The organism is Arthrobacter sp. 05N425, assembly GCF_056397125.1.
In genome coordinates this window covers 58952-73919 of the sequence record NZ_JBFTMU010000004.1, presented here as the reverse complement: position 1 = coordinate 73919, position 14968 = coordinate 58952, and the positions used below count along the sequence as shown (strand labels likewise).

The following is a 14968-nucleotide window of genomic DNA, read 5'->3' as shown; positions in this document are numbered from 1 at the left end:
GAGGAAGTGTGAAGTTGGTTCGCTTGGGCCCCGCTGGTGCGGAACGCCCCGCCGTGATTGCTGCAAATGGCGCAGGTACGGAAAAGACATATGATCTATCTCCCCTGACTTCGGACATCACCGGCGAGTTCCTTGCCGGCGGGGGAATTGCCGCCACGCGGAACGCCCTGGAGCGCGGAGAGCTTGAGCCGCTGGATCCCGCCGGCCTCCGGGTCGGCGCTCCGATCACCCGTCCGTCCGCGGTCATCTGTGTGGGTATGAACTACGCCGCGCATGCCGCCGAATCCGGGGCGCTGCCGCCCGAGGTTCCCATTATCTTCCTCAAGACGCCCAACACAGTCGCTGGCCCGGATGATGCGGCGTTCATCCCGCGCAATTCCACCAAGACCGACTGGGAGGTCGAACTCGGGGTGGTGATCGGCCGGCGCGCCAGCTACCTCGGCTCGCCGGCCGACTCTGCCGCGCACATCGCGGGCTATCTGGTTGCCAACGATCTGTCCGAGCGTGCCTTCCAGATCGAGGAGTCCGGCGGCCAGTGGTCCAAGGGCAAGTGTTCGCCCGGGTTCTCCCCGCTCGGGCCGTGGCTCGTGCCCGCCGACGAGGTCGAACCGGGCAGGCTCCGGCTCCGCAGCTGGGTCAACGGCGAGCCCCGCCAGGATTCCAGCACGGCTGACATGGTCTTCCCGGTCGACTTCCTGATCCACCACCTGAGCCAGTACCTCACCCTCGAGCCCGGCGACGTGGTCCTCACCGGCACCCCGCAGGGCGTGGCGCTCTCCGGCAAGTTCCCGTACCTCAAAGCCGGTGACGTCGTCGAGGTCGAGATCGAGGGCCTGGGCCGGCAGCGGCAGGTCTTCGCGCAGTCCTGAACAGCCGCCGCGCCAGCCTGCCTCGCCGCCTGCCCGGCCCGGCAGGCGGCGAGCAAGCAATTAAATGTCTTTGGAAAGGACAAGCATGACAACGGAGATGGATGGGCTGGTCGCGATTGTGACCGGAGGTGCTTCCGGCATCGGCGCCGCGGCAGCCGCCCGGCTCGCCGCCGCCGGAGCCTCGGTGGCGGTCCTGGACCTGAACCCGGAGGACGCCGCGAAGGGGCACTTCGCGGTGCGCTGCGACGTGGCCGACGACGCCTCCGTGGTCGCGGCAGTCCAGGGGGTCGCCGAACACTTTGGCCGGATCGACGTCGTCGTCAACAACGCCGGGATCGGCGCCCAAGGCACGATCGCGGACAACGACGACGATGAATGGCACCGCGTCCTCGACATCAACGTGCTCGGCATGGTGCGGGTCAGCCGGGCCGCACTGCCGCATCTGCGGCGCTCGCCGGCCGCCGCGATCGTCAACACGTGTTCCATCGCGGCCACGGCGGGGCTGCCGCAGCGGGCGCTGTACGGTGCCAGCAAAGGCGCGGTCCTGTCCCTGACGCTGGCCATGGCCGCGGACCATATCCGCGAAGGCATCCGGGTCAACTGCGTGAACCCGGGCACCGCTGACACCCCGTGGATCGGCCGCCTGATGGCCCAAAGCGACGATCCGCAGGCCGAACGCGCCGCCCTCAACGCCCGCCAGCCCCACGGCCGGCTGGTCACCGCGGACGAGGTGGCGGCCGCCATCACCTACCTCGCGTCACCGGCCTCCGGCTCCACGACCGGAACCTCCTTGGCGGTTGACGGCGGCATGCAGGGCCTGCGCCTGAGGCCGGCACAGTGACGGATCAGCCGGTCCGGGCGGTGCTCGGCGTCGACATCGGCACCAGCAGCAGCAAGGGCGTCGTCGTGGACCTGGAGGGCAAGGTGCTCCGTTCCGCCGCGCGCAGCCACGAGGTAAGCCGGCCCCGGCCGGGCTGGGCCGAGATGGACGGGGACCTGTGGTGGGAGGAATTCGCCGCGATCAGCCGCGAACTGCTGGCCGGCACGGGCGCGGACGAACAAATCGTCGCCGTCGGCGTCAGCGGCATGGGCCCCTGCGTCCTCGTCACCGACCAGGACGGCACCCCGCTGCGCCCGGCGATCCTTTACGGCATCGACTCCCGGGCCACCGAGCAGATCGAGTCCCTCACCGCTGAGTTGGGCGGCGACGAGCTCATTATGGAGCGCTGCGGCTCCGTGCTGTCCACCCAGGCCGTCGGGCCCAAGCTGGCGTGGCTGGCCCGGCACGAGCCGGACACTTTCGCCAGGAGCCGCCGGCTTTTTATGCCCTCCTCCTGGCTGGCCTACCAGCTCACCGGCGCGTACGTGCTGGACCACCACTCCGCCAGCCAGTGCACGCCGTTGTACGACACCCGGACGCTGGAATGGTATCCGCCCTTCGCGAGCAAGATCGCTCCCGGGCTGGAACTTCCGCCGCTGCTCTGGCCCGGCGACACCGCCGGGTACGTCAGCGCGGAGGCCGCCGTCGCCACCGGGCTTCCGGCCGGAGTCCCGGTGATTGCCGGAACCATCGACGCCTGGAGCGAAGCCGTCAGCGTGGACAGCCAGAACAATGGCGACCTGATGCTGATGTACGGCACCACCATGTTCCTGGTCAACACCGTCCCGGACCGGGTCACCTCACCCCAGCTGTGGGGGACGGTCGGCGCGTTCGAGGGAACCCGCAACCTGGCCGGCGGGATGGCCACCTCCGGGGCGGTCACGTCCTGGCTCAAGGAACTGTTCGGCTCCCTCGACTTCCCGGAACTGCTGGAGCTGGCCGCCGCCTCGGGCCCCGGCGCCCGTGGACTCCTGATGCTGCCCTACTTCGCCGGCGAACGGACCCCGGTGGCGGATCCGCAAGCCCGCGGCATCATTGCCGGGCTGACCCTCTCGCACACCCGCGGCGACCTGTACCGCGCCGCCCTGGAGGCCACGGCACTGGGCGTCCGGCACAACATCGAGTCCATGGAGCTGGCCGGCGGAAACATCCGGCGCATCGTGGCCGTCGGCGGCGGAACCCAGGGTGAGCTGTGGACCCAGATCGTTTCCGACGTGACCGGGCAGCCGCAGCTCATTCCGAGCCAGACCATCGGCGCCAGCTACGGCGCCGCGTATCTGGCCGCGGGCACGGTTGCCGAGGTCCGGATCAGCGAGTGGAATCCGCCCGCCCGGACCGTCCACCCCAACCCTGCCGTGAGCGCGGACTATGAGGAGCTGTACGACCTCTACTTACGCCTTTACCCGGCCACCCAGGACATTGCCCACGCCCTCGCCGGACGCGAGGAACGTCTGAGCCCCCAAAACCTTGAAAGGGAAACCACACCATGAGCAGTTACACCTTCCCGTCCATCACGGAAACCCCCGACGCCGAGGCCAACACGGTCTACACCATCAGCAGCGGCGACCTGCGGCTCGCTGCCAACACCAAGTGCTGGCCCACCCAGCAGCAGCTCGAAGGGCACTTCGCGGCCGCCGTGGAGTCCCTCGGCTACCAGGTGGTCCGCGCGCACGGCGTCAACCCCGACACCGGGCATGGCTTCATCGACAGCCAGCGCATGGGTATGGAAGTTTTCAAGAACATTCCGCCGACGGCGCCGGTGGTGGTTGTCGAGGCCGTCTGGCAGTACAGCCACCACGTCCTGGCCGGCCTGCGCACGCACCGCGGCCCGATCCTGGTCGTGGCGAACTGGGCGGGCGACTTCCCGGGGCTGGTGGGCCTGCTTAACCTCACCGGAAGCCTGACCAAGGCCAAGGTCGACTACTCCGCGCTGTGGAGCGAGGACTTCACCGACGAATGGGCGGTGGGCAAGCTCAAATCCTGGCTCACCTCCGGCAGCATCACCCACGACACGAGCCACGTCCGCGAACTGCCGCCGCTGGCGGATACGGAGGAGGTTCGGCTGGGACGCGCCCTGGCGCAGCAGCTGATGGCCGACAAGGCCATCATCGGCGTCTTCGACGAGGGTTGCATGGGCATGTACAACGCCATCATCGACGACGAAATGCTCAACCCGCTGGGCATCTACAAGGAGCGGCTCTCGCAGAGCGCCCTCGTGGCCGAGATGCTGAAGGTCCCGGACGCAGAGGCCGACGCGGTGAAGAGCTGGCTCGACGACGCCGGCCTGACCTTCCACTTCGGCACCGACCCTGTGACGGAGCTGACCCCCGACCAGGTCCACAGCCAGCTCAAGATGTACATTGCCGCGCTGCGCATCTCGGACGATTACGGCGTCGACGCCGTCGGCATCCAGTACCAGCAGGGCCTCAAGGACACCGTCCCGGCGTCCGACCTGGCCGAAGGCCTGCTCAACAACGTCCAGCGCCCGCCCGTCTACTCCCGCGACGGCGGCCGGGAACTGTTCGCCGGAAAGGCGCTGCCGCACTTCAACGAGGTGGACGAGGGGGTCGCCGTCGACGCCCTCATCACCAACCGGATTTGGACCGCGATGGGGCTCGATCCTGCCACCACGCTGCACGACGTGCGCTGGGGTGCCGACTACGACGGCGAGTTCGTCTGGGTCTTCGAGATCTCCGGCTCCGTGCCGGCCTCCCACAATGGCGGCTACGACAAGTCGTACTCCATGCGACAGCCCGAGATGTTCTTTCCGCTGGGAGGCGGCACCCTCAGCGGTGTCTCCAAGCCGGGGGAGATCGTCTGGTCGCGGGTCTTCATCATGGACGACCGGCTGCACGTGGACCTGGGCCGCGGCCACGTCGTCGAGCTTCCGGCGGAGGAGACCCAACGCCGGCTGGACGCGACCGACCCGCAGTGGCCGATCATGCACGCCGTCCTCGACGGCGTCAGCCGAGATCAGCTGATGGCCCGCCACAAGGCCAACCACGCCCAGGTGGTCTACGCCCCGGACGCCGCCACGGCGGACAAGGCGCTGGAAGCCAAGGCCGCATTCTTTGCCGAGCTAGGGGTGCAGGTCCACCTCTGCGGCGACGTGGCACTCTAGGGGACAGGTGGCGGCGGCTGGCCGTCCCTGAGGTCTGGGGACGGCAACGGCCGCGGCTGGATGGAATACTCCCGGGGACACCTCGGTTGGCGCCTAAGGGACTTGGCCCGCCTTTGCAGGCAGGCCGGCCCCGCGCAATGGGCGGGAACCGCCGTCGACGCCGTATCCGGCGCCAACGGCGGTCCGCGTCCGAACCGGCTCTAACCAGCCAGAAACGGAGATGGTGGACCAATGACTGCCTACAAGACAGTGAACCCCGCGACCGGAGAAACTCTGAAGGAATTCCCGCTCGCTACCGCGGGCGAGGTGGAAGAGGCGCTCGCAGCCGCGCAGCAGGCGTTCCAGGCCTGGCGCGCCGCCCCTGTTGAGGCCCGCGCCAAGGTGATCGCCCGCGTCGCAGAACTGTACCGGGAACGCCAGGACGAGCTCGCCCGGCTGATCAGCACCGAGATGGGCAAGCCCCTGGCACAGGCCCGCGGCGAAGTGCAGCTCGTGGCCGATATTTACGACTACTACGCCGCGGAAGGCCCGGGCTTCCTCAAGGACGAGCCGCTGGAGGTCAAGGGCGGCGGCTCCGCCGTCGTCCGTTCGGCTCCGGTCGGACCCCTGCTCGGCATCATGCCGTGGAACTACCCGTACTACCAGGTGGCGCGCTTCGCGGCGCCGAACCTGGTCCTGGGCAACACGATCCTGCTCAAGCATGCCGGCAGCTGCCCGCAGTCTGCCCTCGCGATCGAGGAAATCTTCAAGGATGCCGGACTCCCGCAGGGCGCCTACACCAACCTCTTCCTCAGCAACGAGCAGGTCGCCGAGGTCATCGCCGACAGCCGGATCCAGGGCGTCTCCCTGACCGGCAGCGAGCGGGCCGGTTCGGCCGTGGCCGAAGTGGCCGGCCGGAACCTGAAGAAGTACGTGCTGGAACTCGGCGGCAGCGACCCCTTCATCGTGCTGGATTCCGATGACCTCGACGCCACCGTCAAGGCCGCCGTGGGCGGCCGGATGGGCAACGCCGGGCAGGCCTGCACCGCCTCGAAGCGGTTCATCGTGCTCGAGGACCTCTACGAGCCCTTCGTGGAGAAGTTCACCGCCCGGATGGCCGGGATCAAGCCCGGGGACCCGCTGCTGGAGGACACTAAGTTCGGTCCGCTCTCTTCGCAGAGCGCCGCGGACGGCCTGATCGAACAGATCCAGGACGCCGTGGACAAGGGCGCCACGCTCCGCACCGGCGGCCACCTCGTGGACGGCCCGGGTGCCTTCGTGGAGCCCACCGTGCTCACGGACGTCACGCCGGAGATGCGCGCCTTCTCCGAGGAGCTGTTCGGCCCGGCCGCGGTCATCTACAAGGTGGCCAGCGCCGAGGAAGCAGTCGAACTCGCCAACGGGTCCCCGTACGGGCTCGGCGGCTCGGTCTTCAGCGCCGACCCGCGCAAGGCCCAGGACCTCGCGGACCGGCTGGACACCGGCATGGTCTTCATCAACTCGGTGGCCGTAACGCAGGCGGACCTGCCGTTCGGCGGCGTCAAGCGCTCCGGCGTCGGGCGTGAGCTGGGTCGGTTCGGCATGGACGAATTCGTGAACAAGAAACTGATCCGCACCCCGCGCTAAGCGGGAGCGCCCCGGGCGGGAACGCTTCAGTGGGGACCGCTTCAGACGGGAAACCCAGCCAGGACACGGCTGCGGTCGGAGGTGAAGACCTTCCGGCCGCAGCCGTTGCCGTCCCGTTAGGCTCCTCACATGGAGAAAACGGCCACCGCAGCGGCGCGGCGCAGCCTGGCATTCGTGGGAATCAACGCGGGCCTGGCGCTGCACCCGGCGGACTCCCGGGGCGAGCCGGCCAGCTGCTTCGCCACGTTCTGGCAGGCCGACTGGTCACGCTGGGGTGCCGGGAGTGCCCTGCTGGTTGCGACCCTGCAGGGCTGGCGCAGCTACGGCACCAATGAGGCCCTCGCGAAAACCCTGGCCACCGAACTTACCCGCTATTTCCCGGAAGCGTCCAGATTCCCGCTGACCGGGATCGGGCACACCCACGACGAGTTCACGGTGGAAGTGGACCCGGCGACCGGGTTCCGCGCAACCGGCCACAAGGCGGAGCTGGCAATCAGCGGCATCCTGGACCGAAGGCAGTTCACCGCCCCCAACTTCCAGCTCGGCGAAGGCAGCGCCGCCCTGAGCAACGTTTATCTGCCCTGCAGCACCGGTCGGCTCGCGGAATTCGGGGTGGAGTGGCCGGGCACGCCGGCGGTCTATCCCGGTCCGCTGGGACCGTCCTCCTCGGCGTTCATCGCCTTGGCCGAATCCTGGGTGCTCTAGCGTCCCTGCCCGGCGGCGGCACCGGCCCGGGGCTGCGCAAGAGCGGCCAGGCGGCACGTGGCCTAGTGTTAAGGCTGGACGATGTTCAGCACACTTACGGTTCACGGAGAGGCGATGATGGCCAAGCGCAGCAACCCGGCAATGAGAATTGCCCAAAAGACCGCCCACAGCGCAATGTTCGACGCCGACGGCAAGCCCAAGCCCGGCGTCCACAACATGCTCCTGCGGGCGGTGGAAATCCAGCGGCCGCTGGTTCTGGCGAACCTGCGCCGGCTGCAGCGGAAGCACCCGAACGCCACCGCGGCGCAGCTCGCCGCCATCCTGGAACGCAACTACCTGACCGCCGTTACCGGCGGCGGCGCCCTCGTCGGCGGCTCGGCCGTTATCCCCGGCGTCGGCACCGTGGCCGCGCTGGGTCTCTCCGCCGCCGCGACCGTCGGATTCCTGGAGGCTACCGCGCTGTTCGCCACCTCGCTGGCGGAACTGCACGGGGTGCGAATGGTCGACCCGGAGAGGGCCAGCACGTTGGTCATGGCCATCATGCTCGGCGAAGAAGGCACCGCCCTGCTGAGCTCGCTGAGCGGCCACGCCGCCGGGCAGGGCAAGGGGCCAACCCAGGCCTGGGGCACGCTCTTCGCACGCAGGGCGCCGATGATCGGCTTCGGGTCGGTGCGAGAGCGGATCCAGCGGGCCTTCCTGCGGAACCTGCTCAAGCGCCAGGGCACCGCTCTGCTGGGCCGCGCCCTGCCCTTCGGCATCGGCGCCGTGGTGGGCGGCGTGGGCAACCGGATGATGGGACGCGCCGTCGTCGAAAACGCCAAGGAGGCCTTCGGCCCGATGCCGGTGACCATCCCCGGCGAGCTGAAGCCCGGCGCCGGTACCGCGGAAGCCGGCCCGGACCTGGAAGGCGGAACCCGTGGATCTGAACGCTGACCTCGGGGAGTCCTTCGGCTCTTGGACGATGGGCGATGACGCGGCGATGTTCCCGCTCGTCACCAGCGCCAGCGTGGCCTGCGGTCTGCACGCCGGGGACCCCGTCACCATGCTGGACACCTGCCGCGCGGCCTACGAACTCGACGTCAGGGTCGGCGCCCACCTGGGCTATCCCGACCTGGCCGGCTTCGGGCTCCGCGCCATGGACATGAGCTTCGACGACTTGTTCGGCGCGGTTCTCTACCAGCTCGGCGCGCTCGACGGCGTGGCCCATGCGGTGGGCGCCTCGGTGGACTACGTCAAAGTGCACGGCGGCCTCTACGACCGCACGATGCACGACGACGAACAGGCCTCCGCCGTGGTCGCCGCCATCCAGGCCTACGATCCGGGGCTTCCGATCCTGGGCCTGGAGGGTTCGGCCTTGCTCAGGATTGCCCGTGAGGCCGGCAATCCCGTGTTCCACGAGGCTTTCGCCGACCGCGCCTACCTCCCGGATGGCTCGCTGGTGCCGCGGCTGGAGGAGGAATCGGTGATCGAGGACCCGGACGAGATCGTCGAGCGCGCGCTCCGGCTGGCCCTCAAGGGCGAAGTCCTGGCGGTCGACGGAACCGTCGTCACGCTCACACCGCATTCGCTGTGCCTGCACGGTGACACCCCCGGCTCGGTGCAGGTGGCCGCCGCCGTCCGCGCCGCGCTGGAGAAGGCCGGCGTCGAACTCGAGTCGTTCGCCTGAGTCCCGTTTCGCAGTCCGCGCTGAGACTAAAGTGGCGGTTGTGACACTAGTGCCGTAGGGCCCTATCGGGGGAGCAGGGTGCCCCATAGCTTTGGGGGCATGACTGCCGGAGGCCCCGCGGGGTTGGATGGACCCGCCTCGGACGCAATGTTGAAGCTTGGCCGCTTTTTCACGAAATGGGACCAGACCGAGGACGGCAGGGCGGTGTTCCGGGAGGGCGGCCGCAAGGGCGACATCTTCTACCGGGACCGCTGGAGCCACGACAAGGTGGTCCGCTCCACCCACGGGGTGAACTGCACCGGCTCCTGCTCCTGGAAGGTGTACGTCAAGGACGGCATCATCACCTGGGAATCCCAGCAGACCGACTACCCTTCGGTGGGTCCGGACAGTCCCGAATACGAGCCGCGCGGCTGCCCGCGCGGAGCCGCCTTCTCCTGGTACACCTACTCGCCCACCCGGGTCCGCTTTCCCTACGCCCGTGGTGTGCTGGTGGAGATGTACCGCGAGGCCAAGGCCCGGCTGGGCGACCCGGTGCTCGCCTTCGCCGACGTCGTGGGGGACCCGCAGCGGCGCCGCCGCTACCAGCAGGCCCGCGGCAAGGGCGGCCTGGTCCGTGTCTCCTGGCAGGAAGCGATCGAGATCGCGGCCGCCGCGCACGTCAACACGATCAAGAACTACGGGCCGGACCGCTGCGCCGGTTTCTCCCCGATCCCCGCCATGTCGATGGTCTCGCACGCGGTCGGCACCCGTTTCATCCAGCTCATCGGCGGGGTGATGACGTCCTTTTACGACTGGTACGCCGACCTGCCGGTGGCCAGCCCGCAGGTTTTCGGCGACCAGACCGACGTCCCGGAATCCGGCGACTGGTGGGACGCGCGCTACCTGATGATGTGGGGCTCCAACGTCCCCGTGACCCGGACCCCGGATGCGCACTGGATGGCCGAGGTGCGGTACCGCGGAACCAAGGTGGTCACGGTCAGCCCGGACTACGCGGACAACACGAAGTTTGCCGACGAATGGCTGCCCGCCCAGGCCGGCACCGACGCCGCCCTGGCGATGGCGATGGGGCACGTCATGCTCAGGGAGTTCTTCGTTGAGCGCGACGTGCCGTTCTTCTCCGATTATGTCCGGCAGTACACCGACCTGCCGTTCCTCGTCCGGCTGGAACGGCGCGACGACGGCACCCTCACCCCGTCCAAGTTCCTCACCGCCAGGGACCTCAAAGCCGAGTCGTTGGCTGAGGACGCGGCGTTCCGGACCGTGCTGTTCGACAAGAAGACCGGCCTGCCCGTTGTCCCTAACGGCTCGATGGGGTTCCGCTATTCCGGCAGCGGCGAGGGCAAATGGAACCTGGACCTCGAGGGCATCGAGCCGGCGCTGTCGCTGCGGGAGGTCTCCGCTGAAAACGCCGAGATCCTGCTGCCATGCTTCGAGGACGCCGGCGGCGAGGGCAGCGTGCTCCGACGCGGCGTGCCCGTCCTCGAGGTGGAGGGCCAGTTGGTCACCACCGTGTTCGACCTGATGCTGGCCCAGTACGGCGTGGGCCGCGAGGGTCTGCCGGGGGACTGGGCGGCCGGCTACGACGACGCCGCGACGCCCTACACCCCGGCCTGGCAGGAGGAGATCACCTCCGTCCCGGCGCAGGCCTGCATCCGGGTGGCCCGGGAGTTCGCCCGCAACGCGGAGCAGTCCAAGGGCCGGTCCATGATCATCATGGGCGCCGGCATCTGCCAGTGGTTCCACGGCGACACCACCTACCGGGCCGTGCTGGCCCTGGTCATGCTGACCGGCTGCATGGGCCGCAACGGCGGCGGCTGGGCGCACTACGTGGGCCAGGAGAAGACCCGCCCCGCCACCGGCTGGGTGTCGCTGGCGAACGCGCTGGACTGGTCCCGGCCGCCGCGGACCATGATCGGCACCGGCTACTGGTACATGCACACGGACCAGTGGCGGCAGGACGGCTACTCCGCCGACGCGCTGAAGTCTCCGCTGTCCACCGGAGCCCTGGATGGCATGCACACCGCGGACGCGATGGCCCAGTCCGCGCGACTCGGCTGGATGCCGTTCTACCCGCAGTTCGACCGTAACCCGCTGGACATCGCGGACGAGGCGGAAGCCGCCGTCGCCGCCGGCACCGCGAAAGACACCCCGGGCTACATCGCCGACGCACTGAAAAACCGCACCCTGAACCCGGCGATCGAGGACGTGGACGCCCCGGAAAACTGGCCGCGGACCCTCGTGCTGTGGCGCTCCAACCTGTTCGGCTCCTCGGCCAAGGGCAACGAATACTTCCTGCGCAACCTGCTGGGCACCCACAACAACGTGCTCGGCAAGGACCACGCGGAAGGCCTCAAGCCGCGGGACGTGAAATGGCACGAGCAGGCGCCGGAAGGAAAACTGGACCTGCTGGTCTCCGCGGACTTCCGGATGACCTCCACCACGCTGCTCTCCGACGTCGTGTTCCCGGCCGCCACCTGGTACGAGAAACACGACCTGTCCTCCACCGACATGCACCCCTTCGTGCATGCCTTCACCCCCGCGATCGACCCGCCGTGGGAGACCAAGACGGACTTCGACACCTTCCACCTGCTGGCCCAGGAGTTTTCCCGGCAGGCCAGGACGCACTTGGGGGTCCGCCGGGACCTGGTCAGTGTGCCGCTGCAGCACGACACCCCCGGCCAGCTCGCCCAGCCCGGCGGGATAGTCCGCGACTGGCGGCACGCGTCCATCCCCGCCGTGCCGGGACAGAACATGCCCATCTTCTCCGTGGTGGAACGCGACTACACCGCCATCGCGGACAAGCTGGCCGCCGTCGGTCCGCTGGCCGACAAACTGGGCTTCACGGTCAAAAACGTCACCTACAAACTGGCAGGGCCGTTGGAGCGGCTGAGCCGGTCCAACGGGGTGATGCTCGGCGGCGCCGCGGACGGCCGCCCCGCGATCGACACCGACGCGAAGATGGCCGAGGCGATCCTGGCTTTCTCCGGCACCACCAACGGCGCCCTGTCCGTGCAGGGCTTCAAGGACCTGGAAGTCCGCACCGGCCGGAAACTGGCGGACCTGTCCGAGGGGTCCGAGGAAAAGTTCATCACCTTCGCGCAGACCCAGGCCGGCCCGGTCCCGGTGATCACCTCGCCGGAATGGTCCGGCTCCGAGACCGGCGGCCGGCGCTACGCACCGTTCACCATCAACGTGGAGCGGCTCAAGCCGTGGCACACCCTGACCGGCCGGATGCACTTCTTCCTGGACCACGACTGGATGCTGGACATCGGTGAAGCGCTGCCGATCTACCGGCCGCCGCTGGACATGCACCGGCTCTTCGGCGAACCCAAACTCGGCCGGGACGGGTCCATGGAGGTGGTGGTCCGCTACCTGACGCCGCACTCGAAATGGTCCATCCACTCCGAATACCAGGACAACCTGCTGATGCTCTCGCTCTCCCGCGGCGGACCCACGGTCTGGATGAGCCCGGCCGACGCGGACGCCATCGAGGTCAAGGACAACGACTGGGTGGAGTGCGTGAACATCAACGGCGTCCTGGTGGCCCGCGCGATCGTCAGCCATCGGATGCCGGCCGGCGTCGTCTACGTCCACCACGCCCAGGAACGCACCATCGACGTACCGAAGTCCGAGGCCACCGGGCGGCGCGGCGGTATCCACAACTCCGTGACCCGGCTGCTGGTCAAACCCTCGCACCTGATCGGCGGCTACGCCCAGCTGGCCTACGCGTTCAACTACCTTGGCCCCACCGGAAACCAGCGCGACATGGTGGCCACCGTCCGCCGTCGCTCCCAGGAGGTGCAGTACTGATGCGTGTCATGGCCCAAATGGGCATGGTCATGAACCTGGACAAATGCATCGGCTGCCACACCTGCTCCGTGACCTGCAAACAGGCGTGGACGAACCGTGCGGGCACCGAATACGTTTGGTTCAACAATGTCGAAACCCGCCCCGGGCAGGGGTATCCGCGCCGCTACGAGGACCAGGAGAGGTGGCACGGCGGCTGGGTGCTGAACAAACGCGGCAAGCTCGTGCTCAAGGCCGGTGGCCGGGTCAAGAAGCTCCTGGGGATCTTCGCCAGCCCGGTCCAGCCCGAGCTCAAGGACTACTACGAGCCGTGGACCTACGACTACAAGACCTTGGTGGACGCACCGCTGGGCGACGACTTCCCGGTGGCGCGGCCAAAGTCCCTGATCACGGGCGAGGACACCAAGATCACCTGGTCCGCGAACTGGGACGATGACCTGGGCGGCTCCACGGAGAACGGGCACCTGGATCCGATCGTGGAAAAGGTCCGGCGCGAATCCGAGGACAAGATCAAGTTCGCCTACGAGCAGACCTTCATGTTCTACCTGCCGCGGATCTGTGAGCACTGCCTGAACCCGTCCTGCATGGCCTCCTGCCCCTCCGGCGCGATCTACAAGCGGGTGGAGGACGGGATTGTACTGGTGGACCAGGACAAGTGCCGCGGCTGGCGACAATGCGTCACCGGCTGCCCGTACAAGAAAATCTACTTCAACCACAAGACCGGCAAGGCCGAGAAGTGCACCTTCTGCTACCCGCGGGTGGAGGTAGGACTCCCGACTGTCTGCTCGGAGACCTGCGTGGGCCGGCTGCGGTACCTGGGGCTGTTTTTGTACGACGCCGACGCCGTCACCGCGGCGGCCGCCGTGACGGACCCGCAGGAGCTCTACGACGCGCAGATGGACGTGCTGCTGGACCCCAGCGACCCCGCAGTGCAGGCCGAGGCGCGGGCCCAGGGCATCCCGGAAGACTGGATCGACGCGGCCCGGCGCTCGCCGGTCTACGCCCTGGCCAAGGTCTACAAGGTCGCCCTGCCGCTGCACCCCGAATACCGGACCATGCCGATGGTCTGGTACGTCCCGCCGCTCTCACCCGTGGTGGACCTGCTGCGGGACCAGGGCCACGACGGCGAGGACGCCGGCAACCTGTTCGGCGCCATCGACGCGTTGCGCATCCCGGTGGAATACCTTGCCGAACTCTTCACCGCCGGCGACGCGGACCGGGTCACCGCGGTGCTAAAGAAGCTCGCCGCGATGCGCTCCTTCATGCGGGGCATCAGCCTCGGCAACGACCCGGACGACTCCATCCCGGAGGACGTGGGGATGGACAGCCAGACGATGTACGAGATGTACCGGCTGATGGCGATCGCGAAGTACGAGGAGCGCTACGTGATCCCCAAGGCACACGTGGAGCAGGCGCACGACCTCGAGGAAATGGGCTGCTCGCTGGATTTTGAGGGCGGCCCGGGCATGCAGGACTCCTCGCCGTTTGGCGAGGCCAGCGGCCGGCCCGTCCCGGTGGCGGTGGAGACCTTCAACGCCCTCCGGGACCGGCAAACCTCCGGCGCCGCACCCGGCGAAACGACGCTGCGCGGACGGGTGAACCTGCTGAATTGGGACGGCACGGGAGCGCCGGCCGGGCTGTTCCCGGACAAGCGGCCCGAACCGGGCACTCTGGCGGCGGCGGAGGACCAGCCGTGAGCCGCCGCGAACAGGTCGTCTACCTCGCCGCGGCCTGGTGCCTGTCCTACCCGGACGAGGAACTGATCGGGCGGGTGCCGCTGATGCGGGCCGCGCTGGCCGAGTTTCCCGGCGCCGGGGCGGACTTCGCCGAGGTGCTGGACCGGCTGGACGCCACCCCGCCGCTGGAGCTGCAGGCCCACTATGTGCGCGAGTTCGACCTCGGCAAGCGCCACGCCCTGCACCTGTCCTACTGGACCGACGGAGACACCCGGCGCCGCGGCGAAGTGCTGGGGAACTTCAAGAAGACCTACCGGCAAAGCGACATCCTGGTGGACACCCACGGTGAACTGCCCGACTACCTCCCGATGGTGCTGGAATACGCCGCACTGGTGGACCTGGCGGCCGGCCGCGAGCTGCTGAGCCGGTTCCGGGCCAGCCTGGAGATGCTGCGCTTCGGCCTGCTCCGGGACGACCTCCCACACGCCCGGATCCTGCGGGCCGTCTGCGCCACCCTGCCCGGGAAATCACCCGCGGATGAGCAGGCCGTGATGCGGATGGCCGGCTACGGGCCGCCCACCGAGGCGGTGGGTTTGGACCCGTATGATCCGCGACTGTTGCCCGTGAAGGGGGCCTGAC

General features: G+C 68.6%; 11 protein-coding genes. All 11 read left to right on the top strand.

The annotated features are described in order from the left end of the window. Positions 1-8 precede the first annotated feature (8 nt). Positions 9-869 (top strand): fumarylacetoacetate hydrolase family protein, encoded by an 861-nt coding sequence (locus AC1DGE_RS07950; protein WP_476917255.1) that lies wholly within the window; start codon positions 9-11, stop codon positions 867-869. Positions 870-954: 85 nt separating this feature from the next. Next, positions 955-1710 (top strand): SDR family NAD(P)-dependent oxidoreductase, encoded by a 756-nt coding sequence (locus AC1DGE_RS07945; RefSeq protein ID WP_476908906.1) that lies wholly within the window; start codon positions 955-957, stop codon positions 1708-1710. Continuing rightward, positions 1707-3239, top strand: a complete 1533-nt coding sequence (locus AC1DGE_RS07940; protein ID WP_476908907.1) for an FGGY-family carbohydrate kinase — start codon at positions 1707-1709, stop codon at positions 3237-3239. Before AC1DGE_RS07945 ends, AC1DGE_RS07940 begins: the two co-directional genes overlap by 4 nt. Continuing rightward, a complete protein-coding gene (locus AC1DGE_RS07935) occupies positions 3236-4870 on the top strand; it encodes a fucose isomerase (RefSeq protein ID WP_476917254.1) in 1635 nt (544 codons plus the stop codon). Before AC1DGE_RS07940 ends, AC1DGE_RS07935 begins: the two co-directional genes overlap by 4 nt. Before the next feature lie 231 nt (positions 4871-5101). After that, positions 5102-6475 (top strand): NAD-dependent succinate-semialdehyde dehydrogenase, encoded by a 1374-nt coding sequence (locus tag AC1DGE_RS07930; protein WP_441418050.1) that lies wholly within the window; start codon positions 5102-5104, stop codon positions 6473-6475. A 129-nt stretch (positions 6476-6604) separates the two neighbouring features. Next, on the top strand, positions 6605-7180 hold the full coding sequence (locus AC1DGE_RS07925) for a hypothetical protein (protein ID WP_476917253.1): 576 nt from the start codon (positions 6605-6607) through the stop codon (positions 7178-7180). A 117-nt stretch (positions 7181-7297) separates the two neighbouring features. Further along, on the top strand, positions 7298-8113 hold the full coding sequence (locus tag AC1DGE_RS07920) for a hypothetical protein (protein ID WP_441418179.1): 816 nt from the start codon (positions 7298-7300) through the stop codon (positions 8111-8113). Further along, positions 8097-8846, top strand: coding sequence for a LamB/YcsF family protein (locus tag AC1DGE_RS07915; RefSeq protein WP_476917252.1), 750 nt, complete (start codon positions 8097-8099; stop codon positions 8844-8846). The genes AC1DGE_RS07920 and AC1DGE_RS07915 overlap by 17 nt, the downstream gene beginning before the upstream one ends. A 99-nt stretch (positions 8847-8945) precedes the next feature. Continuing rightward, entirely contained in the window at positions 8946-12656 is a 3711-nt protein-coding gene (locus AC1DGE_RS07910) for a nitrate reductase subunit alpha (protein ID WP_476917251.1), read from the top strand. Then, a complete protein-coding gene (gene narH / locus AC1DGE_RS07905; protein WP_476892958.1) occupies positions 12656-14350 on the top strand; it encodes a nitrate reductase subunit beta in 1695 nt (564 codons plus the stop codon). The genes AC1DGE_RS07910 and narH overlap by 1 nt, the downstream gene beginning before the upstream one ends. Further along, a complete protein-coding gene (gene narJ / locus AC1DGE_RS07900; RefSeq protein ID WP_441418045.1) occupies positions 14347-14967 on the top strand; it encodes a nitrate reductase molybdenum cofactor assembly chaperone in 621 nt (206 codons plus the stop codon). Before narH ends, narJ begins: the two co-directional genes overlap by 4 nt. The last annotated feature ends 1 nt before the right edge of the window (position 14968 follow it).

Excerpts from the sequence above, each read along its gene's own strand:
- AC1DGE_RS07945 (WP_476908906.1), top strand. The coding sequence starts at position 955 with ATGACAACGGAGATGGATGGGCTGGTCGCGATTGTGACCGGAGGTGCT.
- narH (WP_476892958.1), top strand. The coding sequence starts at position 12,656 with ATGCGTGTCATGGCCCAAATGGGCATGGTCATGAACCTGGACAAATGC.
- AC1DGE_RS07910 (WP_476917251.1), top strand. The coding sequence starts at position 8,946 with ATGACTGCCGGAGGCCCCGCGGGGTTGGATGGACCCGCCTCGGACGCA.
- AC1DGE_RS07930 (WP_441418050.1), top strand. The coding sequence starts at position 5,102 with ATGACTGCCTACAAGACAGTGAACCCCGCGACCGGAGAAACTCTGAAG.
- AC1DGE_RS07935 (WP_476917254.1), top strand. The coding sequence starts at position 3,236 with ATGAGCAGTTACACCTTCCCGTCCATCACGGAAACCCCCGACGCCGAG.
- AC1DGE_RS07920 (WP_441418179.1), top strand. The coding sequence starts at position 7,298 with ATGGCCAAGCGCAGCAACCCGGCAATGAGAATTGCCCAAAAGACCGCC.
- AC1DGE_RS07925 (WP_476917253.1), top strand. The coding sequence starts at position 6,605 with ATGGAGAAAACGGCCACCGCAGCGGCGCGGCGCAGCCTGGCATTCGTG.